Here is a 23,585-nt window from a genome sequence, read left to right as displayed (position 1 = left end):
TTTTCGCGGCGTACAGTCGGGCGTTTTTAGTGTAACCTTGCGCAATTTCGCAGAAGGACAATCACCAATGGAAATTTCTTTTGCGCGGATGGCCCTCCTTGCCGCCACGCTTTTTTTTACCGGGTGCGATAGCGCGCCTGACACGACGCAGGTTCCCGCATCGGCGCCGGTGATGCTTGAAGGTAAAACCATGGGCACGTTCTGGCGCGTGAGCGTGGTTGATATAGACGCCGCGCGCGCAGAGAAACTGCGTAACCGGATCCAGGCGCAACTGGATGCTGACGATCGGCTTCTCTCGACGTATAAAAATGATTCCGCGTTGATGCGCTTTAACCACACCAAAAGCCTCACGCCCTGGCCAGTTAGCGAGGCGATGGCGGACATCATCACCACTTCGCTGCGTATTGGCGACAAAACCCTGGGGGCGATGGACATTACCGTCGGTCCGCTGGTGAATCTCTGGGGATTTGGTCCGGACAAACAGCCGGTGCAGGTACCCACTCAGGCGCAGATCGATGCGGCGAAGGCGAAAACGGGACTCCAGCACCTGACGGTGATTAATCAGGCGCATCAGCAGTACCTGCAAAAAGATCTGCCGGATCTGTATGTTGATTTGTCCACGGTGGGGGAGGGCTATGCGGCGGATCATCTCGCGCGGCTCATGGAGCAGGAAGGCATCGCGCGTTATCTGGTTTCCGTTGGCGGAGCGTTAAACAGTCGCGGTATGAACGCCGAAGGGCGTCCGTGGCGGGTAGCGATCCAGAAACCGACCGATCGCGAAAACGCCGTTCAGGCGGTGGTGGACATTAATGGTCATGGCATCAGTACCTCCGGCAGTTATCGCAACTATTATGAAGTGGACGGTAAGCGGCTTTCGCATGTTATCGATCCGCAGACCGGCCGCCCTATTGAACATAATCTGGTTTCGGTCACGGTTATCGCCCCGACGGCGCTGGAAGCGGACGGCTGGGACACCGGGTTGATGGTGCTCGGCGCCGAGAAAGCGAAAGAAGTCGTGCGCCGAGAAGGGCTGGCGGTGTACATGATCACCAAAGAGGGCGAGGACTTTAAAACCTGGATGTCGCCACAGTTTTCCGCCTTTCTGATCGGTGAACAAAATTAAACAGCAAGATTGCGGGTTTTTGCGAAAGGGCTTTCGAACATACTGTCGTTAAGCAGGCACTATGCCAGGAGCCTGGCCCAATAGACGATGTCATTTGCCATTTTGCCTCCGGCAGTGCTCAGAATCCTCCCGTACGCCGTGTACGCTCCGGTTCTTCCGCGCTGTCCGTGTTGAAACTCTGCCACAATGACGTCTCTTAGGTTAGGCTCTTATTTAAGGAGTCCCGTATGAAACCGAATCTGTCGAACAATCCTGATGAATGCTGGCAGGCTGTGCTCGCACGCAGCGCTGCCGCTGACGGCCAGTTTGTCTTTGCGGTACAGACCACCGGCATTTTTTGTCGGCCATCCTGCAGCGCTAAGCACGCGTTGCGTAAAAACGTGCGCTTTTTTCCCGATGCGCAGGCCGCGTTATCCGCAGGGTTTCGTCCCTGTAAGCGCTGTCAGCCGGATAAAGCCCATCCCCGGCAGCACCGACTGGATAACATCACCCGCGCCTGCCAGTTGCTGGAGCAGGATAACCCCATCACGCTGGCGGCGCTGGCACAGCAAGTGGCAATGAGCCCGTACCATTTTCACCGCCTGTTCAAGGCCGCCACCGGCATGACGCCGAAAGCCTGGCAGCAGGCCTGGCGCGCGCGTCGGTTACGCGACGCGCTGGGCAAAGGGGAGAGCGTCACGCAGGCGATTCTCGACGCCGGTTTCCCTGACAGTAGCAGCTATTACCGTCACGCCGATACGGCGCTGGGGATGACGGCAACGCAGTTTCGCCGCGGCGGTGAACGGCTGACGGTTCGCTATACGCTTGCAGACTGCGCGCTGGGGCGCTGCCTGGTGGCGGAAAGCGAACGCGGGATCTGCGCAATCTTGCTGGGTGATGACGACGCAGGTTTGATCGCCGAACTGCGCGCGCTGTTCCCGTCGGCGCGCGGCGAACCGGCTGATGAGGCGTTTCACCAGCGTGTGCGTCAGGTGATCGCCAGTATTGACGGGCGCGATGTGCCGCTATCGCTGCCGCTGGATATTCAGGGCACGGCTTTTCAGCAGCAGGTCTGGCAGGCGCTGCGCGCCATTCCTTGTGGTGAAACGGTCAGTTATCAGCAACTGGCCGCCGCGCTCGGCAAACCGAAAGCGGTACGCGCCGTTGCCAGCGCCTGCGGGGCGAACAAACTGGCGATCGTCATTCCTTGCCATCGGGTGGTGCGGGGCGATGGCGCGCTTTCGGGCTATCGCTGGGGGGTAACGCGCAAAGCGCAACTGCTGCGGCGGGAGTCATCAGATAAGGAGTCATAATGCTCGATCTGTTTGCCGATTCACAACCCTGGCAGGAGCCGCTGGCGCCCGGCGCGACAATCCTGCGCCGTTTTGCCTTCAGCGCGGCGCAGACGTTAATGCTGGATATCGACGCGGTGGCCAGCCGTTCGCCGTTTCGCCAGATGGTCACGCCCGGCGGTTACACCATGTCGGTGGCGATGACCAACTGCGGACAACTGGGCTGGACCACCGATCGACGCGGCTATGTCTATTCCCCTGTTGATCCTCTCACTGGTCACGCCTGGCCGCCCTTTCCGGTATCGTTTGTCGAACTTTACCGGCGGGCGGCGACGGCGGCGGGCTATACGGATTTCCAGCCGGACGCCTGCCTGATCAACCGCTACGCGCCTGGCGCGAAGCTGTCGCTGCATCAGGATAAAGACGAGCCGGATTTGCGCGCGCCGATTGTCTCGGTGTCGCTGGGCCTGCCTGCCATTTTTCAGTTCGGCGGCCTGAAGCGCAGCGATCCGCTGAAACGCCTCATGCTGGAACATGGTGATGTGGTGGTATGGGGGGGCGAATCGCGGCTGTTTTATCATGGCATTCAACCGCTGAAGGACGGGCTTCACCCGTTAACCGGAAACTGCCGCTACAATCTCACCTTTCGTCAGGCGGGTAAAAAAGAATAAAAATAAGAATTATTATTGCCGATCGCGTTGAGATGTTTAAACTGCGGGCAGTTATTCCTTGTCCGGGTAGTCTCAATGGAACTCCTTCTTCTTGTCTGGCGGCAGTATCGCTGGCCATTTATCGGCGTGATGGCGCTCAGCCTCGCCAGCGCCGCGTTAGGTATCGGGCTGATTGCCTTTATTAATCAGCGGCTGATCGAAACGGCGGATACGTCGCTCCTGGTGTTACCGGAATTCCTCGGTTTATTACTGTTGCTGATGGCGGTAACGCTGGGTTCGCAGCTGGCGTTAACCACCCTCGGCCATCACTTTGTCTATCGTCTGCGCAGTGAGTTCATCAAGCGTATTCTGGATACCCACGTCGAGCGCATCGAACAGCTCGGTAGCGCGTCGTTGCTGGCCGGACTGACCAGCGATATCCGTAACATTACTATCGCTTTTGTGCGTCTGCCGGAGCTGGTACAGGGGATTATCCTCACCGTGGGGTCCGCGGCATATCTGGCGACGCTGTCGACCAAAATGCTGCTGGTGACCGCAATCTGGATGGCGATCACCATCTGGGGCGGGTTCGTGCTTGTTGCGCGGGTCTACCGACATATGGCGACGCTGCGTGAGACGGAAGATAAGCTGTACAACGACTATCAGACGGTGCTGGAAGGGCGCAAGGAGCTGACCCTCAACCGCGAGCGGGCCGAACAGATCTTTAATCATCTGTACGTGCCGGACGCGCGGGAGTATCGCCACCATATTATTCGCGCCGATACGTTCCATCTGAGTGCAGTGAACTGGTCGAATATTATGATGCTCGGCGCCATTGGCCTGGTGTTCTGGATGGCGAATAGTCTTGGCTGGGCGGATACCAACGTCGCGGCCACGTATTCGCTGACGCTGCTGTTCCTGCGTACGCCGCTGCTGTCGGCGGTAGGGGCATTGCCGACGCTGCTGACGGCTCAGGTGGCCTTTAACAAGCTGAACACATTCGCGCTGGCGCCGTTCAGAGCGGAATTTCCCCGCCCGCAGGCGTTCGCGGACTGGAAAACCCTCGAACTGCGCGACGTCACCTTTCACTATCAGGACAACGCCTTTGCCGTGGGGCCAGTGAACCTTACCCTTCATCGCGGCGAACTGCTGTTTTTGATCGGCGGTAACGGCAGCGGCAAGTCGACGCTGGCGATGTTGCTGACGGGGCTGTACCAGCCGCAGTCCGGCGAAATTCTGCTCGACGGCAAGCCACTATCTGCAGAGAAACCGGAAGATTACCGTAAGCTGTTTTCGGCGGTATTTACCGACGTCTGGTTGTTTGATCAACTGCTTGGTCCGGAAGGCAAACCGGCAGATCCGGCGCTGGTTGAGAAGTGGCTCGCGCACCTGAAAATGGCGCACAAGCTGGAACTGCGCGACGGGCGGATCCTGAATCTTAAACTGTCAAAAGGGCAAAAAAAGCGCGTGGCGCTGCTGCTGGCGCTGGCGGAAGAGCGGGACATCATTCTGCTTGATGAATGGGCGGCTGACCAGGACCCGCACTTTCGCCGCGAATTTTATCAGGTGCTGCTGCCGCTGATGCAGGAGATGGGGAAAACCATTTTCGCCATTAGCCACGACGATCACTACTTTGTACACGCCGACCGCCTGCTGGAAATGCGTAACGGTCAACTGAGCGAGCTGGTGGGCGCTGAGCGCGACGCTGCGTCGCGTGATGCGGTGGCGCGTACCGCCTGAAGCTGACAACCGTTCGCCCGATGGCCCTGCGCACGTTGGGTGAGCGGATTGTCGCCTGCCGTTTTTTTATCCGTCCGCTAATGCCGTTTATTGTTATTTACATCATCTCGCACCATGCTTAATGGCAACTCATATCATGGATTTATGATTAATGTCTGTAAAAACCAAAAACAGCGCAAGGCTGCGCGATGAAGAACGTGCGCGCCTGATCTGGCTTCTCACGACCGACAAAGCGGTCGTTTCCACCTTACTGGGCAAACTCACCCTGGCTGAGCAATATGATGTCGGTACGCTTGCCGACGATATTGCTGAGGTAGGCGCTCTGGTCGCCCATCTGCCGCCGCCGGATTTGGCGGATACCCTTGAAGCGCTGCCATCAGAGGAACGCCACGCGCTGTGGCACCTGGTTGATAAGGCAAAGCGCGGTTACGTGCTGCTAGAAGCGTCGGAAAGCGTCTGGGATGACCTGATCGACGAAATGACCGACAGGGAACTGCTCGATGCCCTGCAATATCTGGACATTGACGAACAGATCTATCTGGTGCAGCACCTGTCGAGAAACCTGACCGGACGACTGCTGGCGTCATTACCGGCGGACGAGCGCGCCCGCGTGCGCCAGGTGATGCATTACGAAAAGAACCGCGTCGGCGCGATCATGGAGTTCGAGGTTATTACCGTGCGTCCCGACGTGACTCTGCAGGCGGTGCAGCGTTATTTGCGTCGGTTGGGCAAGATGCCTGAGAACACCGACAAACTGTTCGTCACCCGTCGCGATAAAACGCTGGTTGGGGAGTTGTCCCTGACCTGCATTTTACTCAACGACGTACAGCGCCAGGTCAGCGAGGTCATGGATAACGATCCCCTGACCTTTGAGCCGGAAGATATCGCGGAAAACGCGGCGCGCACGTTTGAACGTGACAACCTGGTCAGCGCGGCGGTGGTGGATCCCGCCGGCAAGCTGATGGGGCGTTTAACCATTGATGAGATCGTCGACGTGGTGTACGAAGAAACCGACAGCGATCTCCGGCGGATGGGGGGGCTGAGCGCCGAGGAAGACGTCTTTGCCCCAGTGCCGAAAGCGGTAAAAACGCGCTGGGCGTGGTTGGCTGTCAACCTCTGTACGGCGTTCATCGCCTCGCGGGTCATCGATGGGTTTGAACATACCATCTCGCAGCTGGTGGCGCTGGCCTCGCTGATGCCTATCGTTGCCGGGATAGGCGGTAATACCGGCAATCAGACCATCACCATGATCGTCCGCGCGCTGGCGTTGCAGAACATTCAGCCCGGTAACCTGAGCTTTTTGATCCTGCGTGAAATGGGCGTCGCGCTGGTGAATGGTCTCGTCTGGGGCGGGATTATGGGCGGCATCACCTGGTGGTTGTATGACGACATGGCGCTCGGCGGCGTGATGACCCTGGCGATGGTGCTCAACCTGCTGGTGGCGGCGCTGATGGGGGTTATCATCCCTATGACGATGGTCAGGCACGGGCGCGACCCGGCGGTCGGCTCGAGCGTCATGATTACCGCGATTACCGATACCGGCGGCTTCTTTATTTTTCTTGGGCTGGCGACGCTGTTTCTTCTGTAGCGCGTTTTTTACTTCTGATGACGCGCGGAAGCAGGCCCATCGCCAGCACACCGGCAACCACGCCAATCGCCAGGTTGTCGGTAGAAACCGTTGCGCCCACGGTGACCAGCATCACCAGCGTTTCTGTGACGGGCAGAGTTGACAGCGTGCTGGGCTGAATGCTGTGCCAGCTAAAGGTTTTTACCGCCACAATCACCATGATCCCCGCCAGCACCGACATGGGGATTTTTGCCATCACCTCGCTCAGAGCCGTAACCAGCAGAAGCAACACCACACCCGCGGCGAAAGTCGATACGCGGCTGCGTCCTTTCCCCATCTCAACGTTGACGATGGTCTGGCCGATCATCGCGCAGCCTGCGATCCCGCCGTAAAAACCGGCGCAGATATTGGCGATGCCCAGACCGGCGCTTTCGCGATTTTTGTTTGACGGCGTGACCGTCAGGTCGTCGACCAGCTTCGCGGTCAGCAGTGACTCCATCAGACCGACAAACGCGATGCTCAGCGCGCACGGCCAGATAATGGTCAGCGTATCCAGATTCAGCGGCACCCGCAGTTGCGTCAGTCCGGGGAGTCCGCCGCTCATTGAGCCTTCATCGCCCACCGTCGGCAGGATCTGACCGGTGGTCACTGTAAACACCGTCAATAACACAATGGCGATCAGCGGCGCGGGAACGCTTTTGATAAACCGCGGCGCCCACAGCACGATCAACAGCGTCAGGGCAAACAATCCCCAGATTAACGGGCTTTTACTCCAGAAATGGGGAACCTGGGCGAAGAAAATTAAAATACCGAGGGCGTTGACAAAGCCGGTCATCACCGCAGAGGGGATAAAGCGCATCAGACGCGCCATACCGGTCACGCCGAACAGGATTTGAATCAACCCGGCCAGAATGACCGCAGGCAGGATGTATCCCACGCCGTGCTGATGCACCATCGGACCAATTACCAGCGCCACGGAGCCCGCGGCGGCGGTTACCATCGCCGGACGACCGCCGAGTACCGACATCGCCAGGCATAGCACCACCGAGGCGATCAGGCTGACTTTCGGATCAACGCCAGCGATAACGGAAAAGGAAATCACTTCGGGGATCAGCGCCAGCGCGGTGATCACGCCCGCCAGCGTTTCGCGCGCCAGCAGGCGTGGCGAGCGCATGACACCGCTGACGGTGTTGTCTGCCGCGACGGCAGAAGAAGGGGTTACAGACATAAATACTCTCAGGTCGGAAATGGCCTGATAACAGCAGACCGACTGGCGTCCGTGCGATGGAAACAAAGCGTCGCATAGTACCTGCCTGGCGCGCGAGTTTCCAGAAAATCTTGTGAATATCCTTATAAAAAATCAACGTATTAATAACATTTTTAAAATCTTAATATAATTTATAAACAATATTTAAATCTTATTGTTGAAATGTTAACGTTGATGCCGCTCGATTTTCACCTGCAAAAAGCAAAAAAACGATACTAAAAGTAAGGCATTACAATATGAAAAAAGTGACTGCCATGCTCTTCTCAATGGCCGTGGGGCTGAATGCTGTCTCTATGGCGGCAAAAGCGAAAGCGACGGAAGAGCAGGAAACGGACGTGCTGCTGATTGGCGGCGGCATCATGAGCGCTACATTAGGAACCTATCTGCAAGAACTGGAACCTGACTGGTCGATGACCATGGTGGAACGCCTTGACGGCGTGGCGCAGGAAAGCTCGAACGGCTGGAATAACGCCGGCACCGGGCACTCGGCGTTGATGGAGTTGAACTATACGCCTAAGAAAGCCGACGGCAGCATCAGTACCGAAAAGGCAGTCGAAATTAATGAAGCCTTCCAGATTTCCCGTCAGTTCTGGGCGCATCAGGTGAAGAACAACGTTCTGCACGATCCGCGCTCCTTTATCACCACCGTCCCGCACATGAGCTTTGTCTGGGGAGATGAGAACGTCAACTTCCTGCGTGCCCGCTACGCCGCGCTACAGCAGAGCACGCTGTTCCGTGGAATGCGCTATTCCGAAGATCATGCGCAGATTAAAGAGTGGGCGCCGCTGGTGATGGAAGGGCGTGACCCGAACCAGAAAGTGGCCGCCACGCGTACCGAAATTGGTACGGACGTCAACTATGGTGAAATCACGCGACAGCTGGTGGCCTCGCTGCAGAAAAAGCCTAACTTTGCGCTGGAGCTGAATACAGAAGTGCGCGGCTTTAAACGCAACAGCGACAACACCTGGACGGTTACCGTCGCGGATCTGAAAAAGGGTGAAGCGGAACATCAGATTAAAGCGAAGTTTGTCTTTATTGGCGCAGGCGGTGCGGCGCTGAAGCTGCTGCAGGAAACCGGTATTCCTGAAGCTAAAGACTATGCTGGTTTCCCGGTGGGCGGCCAGTTCCTGGTTGCGGAGAATCCGGACGTGGTGAATCGCCACCTGGCGAAAGTATACGGTCAGGCTTCCGTTGGCGCACCGCCGATGTCCGTCCCGCATATCGATACCCGCGTGCTGGACGGTAAGCGCGTGGTGCTGTTCGGGCCGTTCGCCACTTTCTCGACAAAATTCCTGAAAAACGGCTCGCTGTGGGATCTGCTAAGCTCCACCACCACCTCGAACTTTATGCCGATGGTGAACGTTGGAATGGATAACTTCGATCTGGTGAAATACCTGATTAGCCAGGTGATGCTGAGCGACGACGATCGTTTTGAGGCACTAAAAGCGTATTATCCGCAGGCTAAAAAAGAAGACTGGCGTCTGTGGCAGGCGGGCCAGCGCGTGCAGATCATCAAGCGTGATGAAGACAAAGGTGGCGTGCTGCGTCTGGGCACCGAAGTGGTGAGCGATAAAGAAGGAACCGTTGCGGCGCTGTTAGGCGCATCGCCGGGCGCCTCCACCGCAGCACCGATCATGCTGCACCTGATGGAAACGGTATTTAAAGACAAGGTGGCGTCTCCGGAATGGCAGGCGAAGCTGAAGACGATTATTCCGTCTTATGGCACGAAACTGAACGGAAATGTGGCGGCAACGGAGCAGGAATTGCAGTACACCAGCGAAGTGCTTGGTCTGAAATACGATACGCCGCAGGCCACGGACGCCGCGCCGAAACCCCAGCTAAAACCGCAGGCGCAACCGCAGCCCGCGCGTAAAGAAGTGGCGGATATCGCGCTTTAATCCCGAGTCGCGGTTGGCGCTGCGCTCATCCGGCCTGCAACGAAAATCCGTAGGCCGGATGAGGCGGTGCCGCCAGCCGATAAACCGTGCCTTAACGCGCTACCGCATCCTGAATTTTCTCTTCCGCTTTCCAGATACGGTACTTCACGTCGACGTTCGCCGGGGTATACACCACGATCGGCAGTTTGCTGTTATAGCGCAGCATCCCGTCGTCGCCCAGATAAGCGGTAACAAATTTTTTCTCTTTCTTACCGTCCGGGCAGGCCATCATAGTGGAAACCGGCGAGGTGAGTTTATCAAACACATAATAGTCATAGCCCCAGCCTTCCAGCGTCTTGCTGTCCAGTTCGCCGCCCAGGCGGTGCTGATTGCAGTCGACTTCCAGCGTCTGGCCAATCAGCAGTTCCACTTTCAGGGTAGATTCGTCTTCCTGATGGGGTAGCTGAATCACCTGGCGCTTCATGCCTTTTTCCGCCTGTGGATACGGCGCGATTTTTTCCAGTGGCTGTGGGTTGCTCTCCGTTGAGGCCGCCCAGGTGGCGGTACTGGCGAAGGCAGCGAACATAACGGCAGAGACCATTGTCTTCATTTTTGAGTTCACAGGAGTTCCTTTTATGTCTTATGAACGGTTTTAAGGTCAGGCTAACACATTCCTTTAATCAATAACTTCAGCTTTACGTATTTTTAAAGTGTATAAACTCTTTGTTGAGTTTTAGAGTGGTGATTTATTCTGAATAATTTAATGTTTATAAGATAAATCGCTCACATGAATTGTTGCTGTATAAAGTATTATATAACCCTTTGATTTGTGCGCAGAAGCACATTCTGACAAGCTTCTTTAACACTCTTTTGATCCGACCACCTGTTTTACCCCGATTGGGGTATGCACCTCTGACACATCCTTTAATATCTTAGCCAACATAATAATGACGTAGTTGTAATGCGGTTTTTATTGTCGTTCACCCCGCCTGGGGGAGCGTCGTTTATGGAAGGGCGATGCCATGGTTGATCTATCCCGTCGAGGCATACTGACAGGCAGTTGGCGCAGCGCCAGCAGCGGGATCCGTCCGCCGTGGAGCAGGGAAGAATCTCATTTTCTGTCTCATTGCACCCGCTGCGATGCCTGTGTCCAGGCGTGTGAAAACGACGTCCTGCAACGCGGCGCGGGCGGCTATCCGAGCGTTAATTTCAAACAAAACGAATGCAGCTTCTGCTATGCGTGCGCGCAGGCCTGCCCCGAATCTCTCTTTCTTCCGCGCCACACCAGGGCATGGGATCTGATTTTCACTCTCGGGCAAGGCTGTCTGGCGTACCAGTCGGTAGAATGCCGCCGCTGTCAGGATAGTTGCGAGCCTCAGGCGATTACCTTTCGCCCGACGCTGTCCGGCATATATCAACCGCAGCTCGACAATCTGGCCTGTAACGGATGCGGCGCGTGTGCCGCCAGCTGTCCGGTGTCAGCCATTACCGCGGAGTACAACCATGCACACTAACTGGCAGGTCTGCAGCCTGATTGTTCAGGCCAAAGGCGAACATTTACAGGATATCAGCGCGCGGGTGAACGCCTTTTCGGGTTGCGAAGTGGCGGTCAGTGACACCGAAAGCGGTCAGCTGATTGTGGTCGTCGAAGCAGAACACAGTGAAACGCTGATGCAAACAATTGAGTCGGTACGCAACGTTGCGGGCGTGCTGGCGGTGTCGCTGGTTTATCACCAGCAGGAAGAGCAAGGTGAGGAAACACCATGAAACTCAGTCGTCGTAGCTTTATGAAAGCTAACGCCGTTGCGGCCGCTGCGGCGGCTGCCGGGCTAAGCGTGCCGGGCGTCGCCCGCGCAGTTGTGGGTCAGCAGGAAGCCATTAAATGGGATAAAGCGCCTTGCCGTTTTTGCGGTACGGGCTGTGGCGTTCTGGTGGGAACCCAGCAGGGGCGTATCGTCGCCTGTCAGGGCGACCCGGACGCGCCGGTTAACCGTGGTCTGAACTGCATCAAGGGCTACTTTCTGCCCAAAATCATGTACGGCGATGATCGTTTAACGCAGCCGTTGCTGCGCATGAAAGACGGAAAATACAGCAAAGACGGCGAATTTACGCCGATCAGCTGGGATCAGGCTTTCGATGTGATGGAAGAAAAATTCAAAACCTCACTGAAAGAGAAAGGCCCGGAGTCTATCGGTATGTTTGGTTCCGGTCAGTGGACCATCTGGGAAGGCTACGCCGCGGCGAAACTGTTTAAAGCCGGTTTCCGCTCGAACAACATCGATCCAAACGCCCGCCATTGTATGGCGTCGGCGGTGGTTGGTTTTATGCGCACCTTCGGGATGGATGAACCGATGGGCTGCTACGACGATATTGAGCACACCGACGCTTTCGTGCTGTGGGGCGCCAACATGGCGGAGATGCACCCGATCCTCTGGTCACGCATCACCAACCGTCGTCTGTCCGATCCGAACGTGACCGTCGCCGTACTGTCCACCTTCCAGCATCGTAGCTTTGAGCTGGCGGACAACGGCATGATCTTCACCCCGCAGACTGACCTGGTGATCCTCAACTACATCGCGAACTACATCATTCAGAACAACGCGATTAACCAGGATTTCTTCAGTAAACACGTCAACGTGCGCAAAGGGGTGACCGATATTGGTTACGGCCTGCGTCCGACCCATCCGCTGGAGAAAGCGGCGAAGAACCCGGGCTCCGACGCCTCCGAACCGATGAGCTTTGAAGATTACAAAGCCTTTGTTGCGGAATACACACTGGACAAGACCGCCGAAATGACCGGCGTGCCCAAAGATCAGCTGGAAAAACTGGCGCAGCTGTACGCCGATCCGAATAAAAAAGTGATCTCCTACTGGACGATGGGCTTCAACCAGCATACCCGCGGCGTGTGGGCCAACAACCTGGTGTACAACATTCACCTGTTGACCGGCAAAATCGCCCAGCCGGGTTGCGGACCGTTCTCGCTGACCGGTCAGCCTTCCGCCTGTGGTACCGCGCGTGAAGTGGGGACGTTCTCTCACCGTCTACCGGCGGATATGGTGGTGACCAACGAAAAACACCGCGATATCTGTGAGAAGCACTGGAATATCCCGGCGGGGACGATTCCGGCGAAGGTGGGGCTTCACGCTGTCGCTCAGGACCGGGCGTTGAAAGACGGTAAGCTTAACGTCTACTGGACAATGTGTACCAACAATATGCAGGCCGGTCCGAACATCAATGAAGAGCGTATGCCTGGCTGGCGCGATCCGCGCAACTTTATCATTGTCTCCGATCCGTATCCGACCGTCAGTGCGCTGGCCGCCGACCTGATCCTGCCTACTGCGATGTGGGTGGAAAAAGAGGGGGCTTACGGCAACGCCGAGCGTCGCACCCAGTTCTGGCGTCAGCAAATTAAAGCGCCGGGTGAGGCTAAATCCGACCTGTGGCAACTGGTGCAGTTCTCGCGCCGTTTCAAAACCGAGGAGGTGTGGCCGGAAGAACTGCTGGCGAAGAAACCGGAACTGCGCGGTAAAACGCTGTACGACGTGCTGTTTGCCACCCCGGCGGTCACGAAGTTCCCGGTGGCGGAGCTGAAAGAGGATCAGCTTAACGATGAGTCCCGCGAGCTGGGCTTCTATCTGCAAAAAGGGCTGTTCGAAGAATACGCGTGGTTTGGACGCGGTCACGGTCACGATCTTGCCCCGTTCGACGATTATCACAAGGCGCGGGGGCTGCGCTGGCCGGTAGTGGACGGCAAAGAGACGCAGTGGCGCTACAGCGAAGGCCATGACCCGTACGTGAAGGCGGGCGAGGGCTACAAATTCTATGGCAAGCCAGACGGCAAAGCGGTGATCTTCGCGCTGCCGTTTGAGCCAGCCGCCGAATCGCCTGACAAAGAGTATGACCTGTGGCTCTCAACCGGCCGCGTACTGGAGCACTGGCATACCGGCAGTATGACCCGCCGCGTGCCGGAATTGCACCGCGCGTTCCCGGAAGCGGTGCTGTTTATCCATCCGTTGGATGCGAAAGCCCGCGATCTGCGTCGTGGCGACAAAGTGAAGGTGATCTCCCGTCGTGGCGAGGTTGTCTCGATTGTCGAAACCCGTGGACGTAACCGTCCGCCGCAGGGGCTGGTGTACATGCCGTTCTTCGACGCCGCGCAGCTGGTGAACAACCTGACGCTGGATGCGACGGATCCGCTCTCTAAAGAGACGGATTTCAAGAAGTGCGCCGTGAAACTGGCGAAGGTGTAAGCCATCATGTCCCGGTCAGCGAAACCGCAAAATGGCCGCCGCCGCTTTCTGCGCGACGTGGTTCGCACAGCGGGCGGGCTGGCAGCTGTAGGCGTGGCGCTGGGGCTGCAACAGCAGACCGCGCAAGCCACAGGCGTGCGGCTGCGCCCGCCCGGCGCGCTGAGCGAAAACGCGTTCGCCAGCGCCTGCGTGCGCTGCGGGCAGTGCGTACAGGCATGTCCGTACGACACCTTAAAGCTGGCGACGCTGGCGTCGGGTTTGTCGGCGGGAACACCCTATTTTGTTGCCCGCGATATTCCCTGCGAAATGTGCGAAGACATTCCATGCGCCAGGGTCTGCCCCAGTGGAGCGCTGGATAAAGACATCGAATCCATTGATGACTCCCGCATGGGGCTGGCGGTGCTGTTGGATCAGGAAAACTGCCTGAACTTTCAGGGACTGCGTTGCGACGTCTGTTATCGCGAGTGCCCGAAAATCGACGAGGCCATCACGCTGGAGCTGGATCGCAATATGCGTACCGGCAAGCATGCGCGATTTCTTCCCACCGTTCACAGCGACGCCTGTACCGGCTGCGGTAAGTGCGAAAAAGTCTGCGTCCTGGAACAGCCCGCCATCAAGGTGCTGCCGCTGTCGTTGGCGAAAGGGGAGTTAGGCCACCATTACCGCTTCGGTTGGCTGGAGGGGAACGATGGCAAATCGTAAACGTGACGCCGGGCGCGAAGCGCTGGCGAAAAAAGGCTGGTGGCGCAGTCACCGTTGGCTGGTGCTTCGCCGCCTCAGCCAGTTTGCGGTGCTGGGCATGTTTCTTAGCGGACCGTGGTTTGGGGTGTGGATCCTGCATGGCAACTACTCCGGTAGCCTGTTGCTGGACACCATCCCGCTGACCGATCCGCTGATGACCCTGCAAAGCCTGGCGAGCGGTCATCTGCCCGCAGCGCTGGCGCTGACCGGGGCTGTGATTATTACCCTGCTGTACGCCCTGGCAGGAAAGCGATTGTTTTGCAGTTGGGTCTGCCCGCTGAATCCCGTGACCGATTTTGCGGCCTGGCTGCGCAGAAGATTTGACCTGAATCAGTCCGCAACGCTGCCGCGTCATATACGGTACGTGCTGCTGGTTGTGGTCCTGGTCGGATCGGCCCTGACCGGAACGCTGCTGTGGGAATGGATCAACCCCGTCTCCCTGATGGGGCGTAGCCTGGTGATGGGCTTTGGTAGCGGCGCACTGCTGATTATCGCTCTGTTTTTGTTTGATTTACTGGTCGTTGAACACGGCTGGTGCGGACATCTCTGTCCTTTAGGCGCGCTGTATGGCGTGCTGGGTAGCAAAGGCGCATTAACCGTTGCGGCGACTGACCGACAGAAATGTAACCGCTGTATGGACTGTTTTCATGTTTGCCCGGAACCGCATGTGCTACGTGCCCCGGTGCTGGATGAGCAAAGCCCGGTGCAGGTCACCAGTCGCGATTGCATGACCTGCGGTCGCTGCGTGGATGTCTGTTCTGAGGATGTATTTACAATAACTACACGATGGAGTTCGGGAGCGAAATCATGAAAAGCCATGACCTGAAGAAAGCGCTGTGTCAATGGACGGCCCTGCTTGCCCTGGTAGTCAGCGGCGCGGTCTGGGCGGCAAACGGAGTGGATTTTAGCCAGTCGCCGGAAGTGTCCGGTACGCAGGAAGGGGCGATTCGCATGCCGAAAGAGCAGGAGCGTATGCCGCTGAATTATGTCAACCAGCCGCCGATGATTCCCCATAGCGTCGAGGGTTATCAGGTGACCACTAACACTAACCGCTGTCTGCAATGCCACGGCGTAGAAAGCTATCGCACCACTGGCGCGCCGCGCATCAGCCCGACGCACTTTATGGACAGCGACGGTAAAGTGCTGGCGGAAGTGGCGCCGCGTCGTTATTTCTGCTTGCAGTGTCACGTCCCGCAGGCCGATGCCGCGCCGATTGTTGGCAACAGCTTTACGCCATCCAAAGGTTACGGAAAATAAGAGGTCGTTATGGAAAATGCTAACCGTAAACCTGGCCGGATTAAGCGCCTCTGGCAATGGTGGCGTCGCCCCAGTCGCCTGGCGCTGGGCACGCTGCTGTTAATCGGGTTCGTTGGAGGCATTATTTTCTGGGGTGGATTCAACACCGGGATGGAAAAAGCCAACACCGAAGCGTTCTGCATCAGCTGCCACGAAATGCGTAACACAGTGTACCAGGAATACATGGAAACCGTGCACTACAACAACCGCAGCGGTGTGCGCGCAACCTGTCCGGACTGCCATGTGCCGCACGAATGGGGACCGAAGATGATCCGCAAGATCAAGGCCAGCAAAGAACTGTATGCCAAAGCGCTCGGCCTGATCGATACGCCGCAGAAATTCGAAGATCATCGTCTCACTATGGCGCAAAACGAATGGCGAAGAATGAAAGACAATAATTCGCAGGAGTGTCGCAATTGTCACAACTTCGAATTCATGGACTTAACTGCCCAAAAAGGCGTCGCGGCGAAAATGCACGACCAGGCGGTGAAAGACGGCCAAACCTGTATTGACTGCCATAAAGGGATTGCCCACAAGCTCCCTGATATGCGCGACGTTAAGCCGGGCTTCTGACGGGGTGGTAATGAGTGGGTAGTATGCTTGAAGCCAGAAAGTTGCTCTGCGAACGGGATGAGCGGATCTTATTCAGCGATTTGTCATTCCGGGTCAACGCGGGTGAGTGGATACAAATCACCGGGCGCAACGGCGCGGGAAAAACAACCCTGCTGCGGTTGCTGACGGGGCTTGCTCGCCCCGACGCCGGGGAGGTGTGCTGGCAAGGGCAACCGCTGCATCGTGTGCGGGACAGCTACCATCAAAATTTGTTGTGGATTGGACATCAGCCGGGCATAAAAACCCGGCTGACGGCGTTGGAGAACCTGCGCTTTTTCCATCAGGACGGCGACACCGCGCAGTGCCTGGCGGCATTGGCGCAGGCTGGTCTTGCCGGATACGAAGATCTTCCCGTTAATCAACTTTCTGCCGGTCAGCAGCGCCGGGTGGCGTTAGCGCGCTTGTGGTTGACCCACGCCCGGCTGTGGATCCTCGACGAACCTTTTACCGCGATCGATGTGAACGGCGTTGAACGCCTGACGCAGCGTATGGCGCAACATACCGACCAGGGGGGGATGGTTCTCCTCACCACTCACCAGCCGCTGAACGTCGCCGCAGATCGCATTCGTCGCATCGCGCTTAACGCCATGAGGGAAGCGTTATGATGTGGCGTATTTTCCGGCAAGAGCTGCGCGTCGCGTTTCGCCATAGCGCGGAAATCGCCAACCCGCTGTGGTTCTTCCTGATCGTAATTACGCTGTTTCCCCTGAGCATCGGCCCCGAGCCACAGCTGCTGGCGCGTATTGCCCCTGGCATTATCTGGGTCGCCGCACTGCTGGCCTCACTGCTGGCGCTGGAGCGACTGTTTCGCGACGATCTGCAGGACGGCAGCCTTGAACAACTGATGTTGCTGCCGATCCCCCTGCCAGTGGTGGTGCTGGCGAAAGTGCTGGCCCACTGGGTGGTGACGGGCTTACCGCTGTTGATCCTTTCTCCGTTAGTGGCGCTGCTGCTGGGCATGGACATCTACGGCTGGAAAATTATGGCGCTGACGCTCTTGCTGGGAACGCCGACGCTGAGCTTTCTCGGTGCGCCGGGGGTGGGGCTCACGGTCGGACTGAAGCGCGGCGGCGTGTTGCTGAGCGTGCTGGTGCTGCCCTTGACCATTCCCCTGCTGATTTTTGCGACCGCCGCTATGGACGCGGCGTCAATGCATTTACCGGTCGACGGTTACATGGCGATTTTAGGCGCGCTACTGGCGGGAAGCGCGACGTTGAGTCCGTTTGCGACAGCGGCGGCGTTACGTATCAGCGTGCAGTAGGCCGGTACAGGCTGTAGGCCGGAGAAGGCGAAGCCGCCCCCGGCGCCACGGAATTTCATTGGTTTAGAGAGGTCTGGTGACTTATATGTGGAAAACACTTCATCAACTGGCTATGCCCCCACGGCTGTATCAGATCTGCGGCTGGTTCGTCCCGTGGCTGGCCGTCGCCAGCGTCATCGTCCTGGCGACCGGCTGGATTTGGGGATTCGGCTTTGCCCCTGCGGATTATCAACAGGGGCAGAGCTACCGCATTATTTATCTGCACGTTCCGGCGGCGATCTGGTCGATGGGGATATACGCCGCCATGGCGGTAGCGGCGTTTATCGGCCTGGTCTGGCAGTTGAAAATGGCAAACCTGGCGCTGGCCGCGATGGCGCCGATTGGCGCGGTGTTCACCTTTATCGCCTTGGTAACTGGCTCCGCGTGGGGCAAACCCATGTGGGGCACCTGGTGGGTGTGGGACGCGCGGCTGACCTCTGAACTGGTGCTGCTGTTTCTCTATGTCGGCGCCATTGCGCTCTGGCACGCTTTTGACGATCGCAAGATGGCCGGGCGCGCGGCGGGGATCCTGGTGCTGATCGGCGTCGTTAACCTGCCCATCATCCATTACTCCGTGGAGTGGTGGAATACCTTACACCAGGGCTCGACCCGGATGCAGCAAAGCATTGACCCGGCGATGCGTACGCCGCTGCGCCTGGCAATTGTCGGCTATCTGCTGCTGTTTATCACGCTGACGCTGATGCGCATGCGTAACCTGATTCTGATGATGGAAAAACGCCGCCCGTGGGTGAGCGAACTGATTTTAAAAAGGGGCCGCCAATGACCACTGCATTTGCATCCTGGAGTGAATTTTTCGCCATGGGCGGCTACGCCTTTTATGTCTGGCTGGCCGTGGCGATGAGCGTGATTCCGCTGGCAGTATTGGTTGCGCATACCGCTACCCGGCAGCGGGCCATTTTGCGCGAGGTTGCCCAACAGCGGGCGCGTGAAGCGCGGATGCGCGCCGCCCAGACTCAGCAGGAGGCCGCGTGAATATTCGACGTCGAAACCGCTTATGGATAGCCTGCGGTGTGCTGGCAGGGCTGGCGCTGACCATTACGCTGGTGCTGTATGCGCTGCGTTCCAATATCGATCTGTTTTATACCCCCGGCGAGATCCTTTATGGCAAGCGAGAAACCCAGGAGATGCCGGAAGTTGGTCAGCGCCTGCGCGTCGGCGGCATGGTGATGCCCGGCAGCGTGAAGCGCGATCCGGACACCCTGAAGGTTAATTTCAGTATTTATGACGCTGAAGGCGTGGTGGATGTGAGCTACGAAGGCATACTTCCGGATCTGTTCCGTGAAGGGCAGGGCGTCGTGGTGCAGGGGGAACTCGGCGAGAAAAACCATATCCAGGCGAAAGAGGTGCTGGCGAAACATGACGAAAACTACACGCCGCCGGAAGTGGAGAAAGCGATGCAGGAAAACCATCGCCGCCCGGAAAGCGTGTATAAGGATGCGTCGTCATGATGCCTGAAATCGGCAATGCGCTGCTCTGCCTGGCGCTGGGTGTCGCGCTCCTGCTTTCCATATATCCGTTATGGGGCGTGGCGCGTGGCGACGCGCGGATGATGGCCTCGGCGAGACCCTTTGCCTGGCTGCTGTTTATTCTGGTAATGGGCGCATTTTTGGTGCTGGTCAACGCTTTCGTGGTCAATGATTTCACCGTAATTTACGTTGCCAGCAACTCGAATACCCAACTGCCGGTGTGGTACCGGGTTGCCGCGACCTGGGGCGCCCACGAAGGCTCTCTGCTGCTGTGGGTGCTGCTGATGAGCGGCTGGACCTTCGCCGTGGCGCTGTTTTCGCAACGCATGCCGCTGGATATCGTCGCCCGCGTACTGGCGGTAATGGGGATGGTCAGCGTTGGCTTCCTGTTGTTTATACTCTTCACCTCCAACCCGTTTGCCCGCACGCTGCCCGATTTCCCCATTGAAGGGCGCGACCTGAACCCGCTGCTGCAGGATCCGGGGCTTATTTTCCATCCGCCGCTGTTGTATATGGGCTACGTCGGCTTCTCGGTGGCCTTTGCTTTTGCCATTGCCGCGTTGTTGAGTGGCCGTCTGGACAGCACGTTCGCCCGCTTCTCGCGCCCGTGGACGCTCGCGGCGTGGGTGTTCCTGACGCTCGGCATTGTGCTCGGTTCGGCCTGGGCTTACTACGAACTTGGCTGGGGCGGTTGGTGGTTCTGGGACCCGGTAGAAAATGCGTCGTTTATGCCGTGGCTGGTGGGAACGGCGCTGATGCACTCGCTGGCGGTGACTGAACAGCGCGCCAGCTTTAAAGCGTGGACGCTGCTGCTTTCCATCAGCGCCTTTTCGCTCTGTTTGCTCGGCACCTTCCTTGTGCGCTCCGGGGTGCTGGTATCGGTACACGCCTTTGCCTCCGATCCGTCACGCGGTATGTTTATCCTCGCCTTTATGGTGCTGGTGATTGGCGGATCGCTGCTGCTGTTTGCTACCCGGGGGCACAAGGTACGTTCACGGGTGAACAATGCGCTCTGGTCGCGTGAGTCGCTGCTGCTCGGTAACAACGTGCTGCTGATTGCCGCGATGTTAGTGGTGCTGTTAGGGACGCTGCTGCCGCTGGTGCACAAGCAGCTGGGGCTGGGCAGTATTTCCATCGGCGAGCCATTCTTTAATACCATGTTTACCTGGCTGATGGCGCCGTTTGCGCTGCTGCTGGGCATTGGACCGCTGGTGCGCTGGGGGCGGGATCGCCCGCGTAAGCTGCAACGCCTGTTGGTCGTCGCCCTTGTCAGTACGTTGGCGCTCTCTTTCCTGCTGCCGTGGCTGTTTGAGGACAACATCGTCGCGATGACGGTGGTCGGGCTGGTGATGGCCTGCTGGGTGTTCGTGCTGGCGATCGCCGAGGTGGCGCAGCGCGTTACCCGCGGCACGAAAATGACGCCGGGCTACTGGGGGATGGTATTAGGGCACGTTGGCCTGGCGGTGACTATCGTGGGTATCGCGTTTAGCCAGAACTACAGCGTTGAGCGCGATGTACGCATGAAGGCGGGCGATAGCGTTGATATTCATGAATATCGCTTTACCTTCCGCGAAGTGAAAGAGATCACCGGACCAAACTACCGGGGCGGCGTAGCGATTATCGGCGTTACGCGGAACGGGAAGGCGGAAGCGACGCTGCATGCGGAAAAACGTTTTTACAACAGCACCCGTTCGATGATGACGGAAGCGGCAATTGACGGCGGGATCACCCGCGATCTTTACGCAGCGCTGGGTGAAGAGCTGGAAAACGGCGCATGGGCGGTACGCCTGTATTACAAACCGTTTATCCGCTGGATTTGGGCGGGCGGGCTGCTGATGGCGCTGGGCGGGCTGTTCTGCCTGTTCGATCCGCGCTACCGCAAGCGTAAGCAACCGCAAAACACGGCGCCGGAGGCAGTATGAAGCGCAACGTACTTTTGATCCCATTGATAATTTTTCTGCTGATTGCGGCGGCGTTGCTGTGGCAGCTGGCGCGTAACGCCGAAGGGGATACGCCAACCAACCTTGAGTCGGCGCTGGTGGGTAAACCGGTGCCCACGTTCCGCCTTGAGTCGCTGGAGAACCCCGGCAAGCACTATGAAGCGGATGTCCTGACCCAGGGCAAACCGGTGCTGCTTAACGTCTGGGCAACATGGTGTCCGACTTGTCGCGCCGAGCATCAGTATCTGAATCAGCTGTCAGCGCAGGGTATTCGCGTGGTGGGCATGAACTATAAAGACGACCGACAGAAAGCGATCGCCTGGCTGAAAGAATTAGGAAATCCTTATGCCCTGAGCCTGTTTGACGGCGACGGGATGCTGGGACTGGATCTGGGCGTGTATGGCGCGCCGGAAACCTTCCTCATCGACGGTAACGGCATAATTCGCTATCGCCACGCCGGTGATTTGAACGCCCGGGTATGGGAAAGTGAGATCAAGCCGCTGTGGGAGAAGTACAGCAAGGAGGCCGCGCAATGAGGACTCTGTTAGGCGCGCTGATGCTGCTGCTTTCAGCGAACGCGCTGGCCACTATTGATGTCATGCAGTTTAAGGACGAAGCGCAGGAACAACAGTTTCGCCAGCTCACCGAGCAGCTTCGCTGTCCAAAATGCCAGAATAACAGCATTGCCGATTCCAACTCGATGATCGCGACCGATCTGCGCCAGAAGGTATATGAGCTGATGCAGGAAGGAAAAAGCCAGAAAGAGATCGTTGACTACATGGTGGCGCGCTACGGCAATTTTGTGACTTACGATCCGCCGCTGACGCCGTTGACCATCCTGCTGTGGGTGCTTCCTGTCGCGGCGATCGGCGCCGGAGGCTGGATAATTTACGCGCGCTCGCGTCGCCGGGTAAGGGTGAAACAGGACGCTTTTCCTGACGAGCAGCCTGCACAGGCGGGTAAGCGCGCCGGGTTTGGCGCGTATCTGCCGGGCATAGTGATTGCCCTGGCGGTTGGCGGCGTTAGCTATTATCAGACCGGAAACTTTCGTCAGGTACAAATCTGGCAGCAGGCGACGGCGCAAACGCCGGCACTGCTGGAACGTGCGCTGGATCCGAACGCCCAGCCTCTGAATGAAGAGGAGATGACCCGCCTGGCGCTGGGCCTGAGAACCCGCCTGCAGGATGATGCGGTAAATGTGGAAGGCTGGATCATGCTGGGGCGGATTGGCATGGTGTTAGGCAACGCCAGCACCGCGACCGAGGCCTATGCCAACGCGTATCGGCTGGATCCGAAGAACAGCGATGCCGCGCTTGGCTACGCCGAGGCGCTGACTCGTTCTTCCGATCCTGACGATAATCTGCGCGGCGGGGAACTGCTTCGACAACTGGTGCGCAGCGACCATGCCAATGTTCGGCTACTGAGCATGTATGCCTTTAACGCCTTCGAGCAGCAGCGCTTTGGCGAAGCGGTGGCGGCCTGGGAAATGATGCTGAAACTGTTGCCCGCCAACGATACCCGCCGCGCGGTTATCGAACGCAGTATTGCGCAGGCGTTACAGCAGCTTTCGCCGCCGAAGGAGTAACCTTACGGCTGCCCGATGGCGTTACGCTTATCGGGCCTGAATGCCTGTGAGCGGTGTCCGGATAAGACGCGTTGCGTTGTTATCCGGTAGCAGATAGCTGTGTGACTTTATTGCATCCCGCGCGTTTGCAGGAAAAGGATGGTGGCCGCAACGCGCGAACGCACGTTGAGCTTACGCAGCAGATTGCGGATATGCACTTTTACCGTTTGTTCGGAAATGTTCAGCGCCGAGGCGATCTGTTTATTCGACAGCCCCTGCGCCAGTTCGTGCAGAACGTCCAGTTCCCGCTCGGTCAGTACGCTAAAGGGATCGTCCTGCTCGCCGAACAGTTCCCGTTCGCGCAGGTATTCGCTTACCCGTTCACTGAAGACCTGACCGCCGTTAGCGCCCTTGCGAATGGCTTCCAGTAAGACTTCCGGATCGCTGTCCTTCAGCAGATAGCCGTCTGCGCCTGCATCGATCAGCGCATACACATCGCTGGCGGAATCCGACACGGTGAGAATAATAATTTGCGCCGTTACGCCGTCCCGACGCAGGGCGTTAAGGGTATCCAGACCGCTCAGACCTTTCATATTCAGATCGAGCAGGATCAAATCCAGGTCGAGACGGTTCGCCAGATCAATCGCCGTTGCGCCATCGCCCGCTTCGGCAACCACGTCAAATGCGGGGTCCAGTTCCAGTAATTGACGAATACCGCGCCGCATAAGGGGGTGGTCGTCTACAACCAGCACCTGAAAAGGCGTTGCTTCAGGCATAGTTATCTCCCGAGATTTTCTTAGCATCATTATTGTTATTAGCGCATAAATCGTCCAGATTCATCGCGTCGAAAAGCAGGGTAATTTTACCCCAATTTACGCATGGGTAAGTAGTAAAACCGTG

General features: G+C 57.7%; 24 protein-coding genes. 21 read left to right on the top strand and 3 right to left on the bottom strand.

The window, feature by feature from the left end:
• The first annotated feature begins 67 nt into the window (after positions 1-67).
• The 5 genes from apbE (at position 68) to mgtE (ending at position 6,372) form a co-directional block, all read left to right on the top strand.
• Entirely contained in the window at positions 68-1,123 is a 1,056-nt protein-coding gene (gene apbE, locus OOJ60_RS09040; protein ID WP_060570137.1) for an FAD:protein FMN transferase ApbE, read from the top strand.
• A gap of 227 nt (positions 1,124-1,350) precedes the next feature.
• Positions 1,351-2,415 carry a bifunctional DNA-binding transcriptional regulator/O6-methylguanine-DNA methyltransferase Ada gene (gene ada / locus OOJ60_RS09035; protein WP_060570138.1) on the top strand — a complete coding sequence of 355 codons (1,065 nt, stop codon included), beginning with the start codon at positions 1,351-1,353 and terminating at the stop codon, positions 2,413-2,415.
• Positions 2,415-3,065 (top strand): DNA oxidative demethylase AlkB, encoded by a 651-nt coding sequence (gene alkB / locus OOJ60_RS09030; protein WP_205612437.1) that lies wholly within the window; start codon positions 2,415-2,417, stop codon positions 3,063-3,065. Before ada ends, alkB begins: the two co-directional genes overlap by 1 nt.
• 75 nt (positions 3,066-3,140) lie before the next feature.
• Positions 3,141-4,784: a multidrug ABC transporter permease/ATP-binding protein gene (locus OOJ60_RS09025; protein WP_181822856.1), complete on the top strand. Its 1,644-nt coding sequence runs from the start codon at positions 3,141-3,143 to the stop codon at positions 4,782-4,784.
• 151 nt (positions 4,785-4,935) lie between these two features.
• Positions 4,936-6,372 carry a magnesium transporter gene (gene mgtE / locus OOJ60_RS09020; protein WP_205612436.1) on the top strand — a complete coding sequence of 479 codons (1,437 nt, stop codon included), beginning with the start codon at positions 4,936-4,938 and terminating at the stop codon, positions 6,370-6,372.
• Here mgtE and OOJ60_RS09015 read toward each other — a convergent pair.
• Positions 6,335-7,579, bottom strand: coding sequence for a SulP family inorganic anion transporter (locus OOJ60_RS09015; RefSeq protein WP_205612435.1), 1,245 nt, complete (start codon positions 7,577-7,579; stop codon positions 6,335-6,337). The genes mgtE and OOJ60_RS09015 overlap by 38 nt on opposite strands.
• 275 nt (positions 7,580-7,854) lie before the next feature.
• Between OOJ60_RS09015 and mqo the strand changes: the two genes are divergently transcribed.
• Positions 7,855-9,516 carry a malate dehydrogenase (quinone) gene (gene mqo / locus OOJ60_RS09010; RefSeq protein WP_205612434.1) on the top strand — a complete coding sequence of 554 codons (1,662 nt, stop codon included), beginning with the start codon at positions 7,855-7,857 and terminating at the stop codon, positions 9,514-9,516.
• A gap of 91 nt (positions 9,517-9,607) precedes the next feature.
• Here the strand turns inward: mqo and eco are convergent, their stop codons facing one another.
• Positions 9,608-10,105, bottom strand: coding sequence for a serine protease inhibitor ecotin (gene eco, locus OOJ60_RS09005; RefSeq protein WP_205612530.1), 498 nt, complete (start codon positions 10,103-10,105; stop codon positions 9,608-9,610).
• 412 nt (positions 10,106-10,517) lie between these two features.
• Here eco and napF point away from each other — a divergent pair, with 412 nt between their 5' ends.
• The 15 genes from napF to OOJ60_RS08930 all read left to right on the top strand — a co-directional run bounded on the left by napF (position 10,518) and on the right by OOJ60_RS08930 (position 22,706).
• A complete protein-coding gene (gene napF, locus OOJ60_RS09000) occupies positions 10,518-11,009 on the top strand; it encodes a ferredoxin-type protein NapF (protein WP_205612433.1) in 492 nt (163 codons plus the stop codon).
• Complete coding sequence (napD, locus tag OOJ60_RS08995) at positions 10,999-11,262, top strand: chaperone NapD (protein ID WP_042290545.1); 264 nt, start codon at positions 10,999-11,001, stop codon at positions 11,260-11,262. The genes napF and napD overlap by 11 nt, the downstream gene beginning before the upstream one ends.
• The gene (napA, locus tag OOJ60_RS08990; protein ID WP_042290541.1) at positions 11,259-13,745 is read left to right on the top strand and encodes a nitrate reductase catalytic subunit NapA; all 2,487 of its coding nucleotides are present in this window, start codon (positions 11,259-11,261) and stop codon (positions 13,743-13,745) included. The genes napD and napA overlap by 4 nt, the downstream gene beginning before the upstream one ends.
• A 6-nt stretch (positions 13,746-13,751) precedes the next feature.
• Positions 13,752-14,447: a ferredoxin-type protein NapG gene (gene napG / locus OOJ60_RS08985; protein ID WP_042290539.1), complete on the top strand. Its 696-nt coding sequence runs from the start codon at positions 13,752-13,754 to the stop codon at positions 14,445-14,447.
• Positions 14,434-15,297 (top strand): quinol dehydrogenase ferredoxin subunit NapH, encoded by an 864-nt coding sequence (napH, locus tag OOJ60_RS08980; RefSeq protein WP_205612432.1) that lies wholly within the window; start codon positions 14,434-14,436, stop codon positions 15,295-15,297. The genes napG and napH overlap by 14 nt, the downstream gene beginning before the upstream one ends.
• Positions 15,294-15,743, top strand: a complete 450-nt coding sequence (gene napB / locus OOJ60_RS08975) for a nitrate reductase cytochrome c-type subunit (RefSeq protein WP_042290535.1) — start codon at positions 15,294-15,296, stop codon at positions 15,741-15,743. Before napH ends, napB begins: the two co-directional genes overlap by 4 nt.
• A 9-nt stretch (positions 15,744-15,752) precedes the next feature.
• Positions 15,753-16,355 carry a cytochrome c-type protein NapC gene (gene napC / locus OOJ60_RS08970; protein WP_042290532.1) on the top strand — a complete coding sequence of 201 codons (603 nt, stop codon included), beginning with the start codon at positions 15,753-15,755 and terminating at the stop codon, positions 16,353-16,355.
• 23 nt (positions 16,356-16,378) lie between these two features.
• Complete coding sequence (gene ccmA, locus OOJ60_RS08965; RefSeq protein WP_199956670.1) at positions 16,379-16,999, top strand: cytochrome c biogenesis heme-transporting ATPase CcmA; 621 nt, start codon at positions 16,379-16,381, stop codon at positions 16,997-16,999.
• Positions 16,996-17,655 carry a heme exporter protein CcmB gene (gene ccmB, locus OOJ60_RS08960; RefSeq protein ID WP_042290527.1) on the top strand — a complete coding sequence of 220 codons (660 nt, stop codon included), beginning with the start codon at positions 16,996-16,998 and terminating at the stop codon, positions 17,653-17,655. Before ccmA ends, ccmB begins: the two co-directional genes overlap by 4 nt.
• 85 nt (positions 17,656-17,740) lie before the next feature.
• A complete protein-coding gene (locus tag OOJ60_RS08955) occupies positions 17,741-18,478 on the top strand; it encodes a heme ABC transporter permease (protein WP_042290523.1) in 738 nt (245 codons plus the stop codon).
• Positions 18,475-18,687 (top strand): heme exporter protein CcmD, encoded by a 213-nt coding sequence (ccmD, locus tag OOJ60_RS08950; protein ID WP_042290520.1) that lies wholly within the window; start codon positions 18,475-18,477, stop codon positions 18,685-18,687. Before OOJ60_RS08955 ends, ccmD begins: the two co-directional genes overlap by 4 nt.
• Positions 18,684-19,163 (top strand): cytochrome c maturation protein CcmE, encoded by a 480-nt coding sequence (gene ccmE, locus OOJ60_RS08945; RefSeq protein WP_042290518.1) that lies wholly within the window; start codon positions 18,684-18,686, stop codon positions 19,161-19,163. Before ccmD ends, ccmE begins: the two co-directional genes overlap by 4 nt.
• Positions 19,160-21,103 carry a heme lyase CcmF/NrfE family subunit gene (locus OOJ60_RS08940; RefSeq protein ID WP_042290515.1) on the top strand — a complete coding sequence of 648 codons (1,944 nt, stop codon included), beginning with the start codon at positions 19,160-19,162 and terminating at the stop codon, positions 21,101-21,103. Before ccmE ends, OOJ60_RS08940 begins: the two co-directional genes overlap by 4 nt.
• Positions 21,100-21,657: a thiol:disulfide interchange protein DsbE gene (gene dsbE / locus OOJ60_RS08935; RefSeq protein ID WP_060570145.1), complete on the top strand. Its 558-nt coding sequence runs from the start codon at positions 21,100-21,102 to the stop codon at positions 21,655-21,657. Before OOJ60_RS08940 ends, dsbE begins: the two co-directional genes overlap by 4 nt.
• A complete protein-coding gene (locus OOJ60_RS08930) occupies positions 21,654-22,706 on the top strand; it encodes a cytochrome c-type biogenesis protein CcmH (RefSeq protein WP_205612431.1) in 1,053 nt (350 codons plus the stop codon). The genes dsbE and OOJ60_RS08930 overlap by 4 nt, the downstream gene beginning before the upstream one ends.
• 107 nt (positions 22,707-22,813) lie before the next feature.
• Here OOJ60_RS08930 and narP read toward each other — a convergent pair whose 3' ends face one another.
• Complete coding sequence (gene narP, locus OOJ60_RS08925; RefSeq protein ID WP_042290506.1) at positions 22,814-23,461, bottom strand: nitrate/nitrite response regulator protein NarP; 648 nt, start codon at positions 23,459-23,461, stop codon at positions 22,814-22,816.
• Positions 23,462-23,585 lie beyond the last annotated feature (124 nt).

It is taken from the genome of Citrobacter sp. R4 (assembly GCF_026719175.1).
GTDB classification, from domain to species: domain Bacteria; phylum Pseudomonadota; class Gammaproteobacteria; order Enterobacterales; family Enterobacteriaceae; genus Citrobacter_A; species Citrobacter_A sedlakii.
This window is presented reverse-complemented; position numbering and strand designations above follow the sequence as displayed.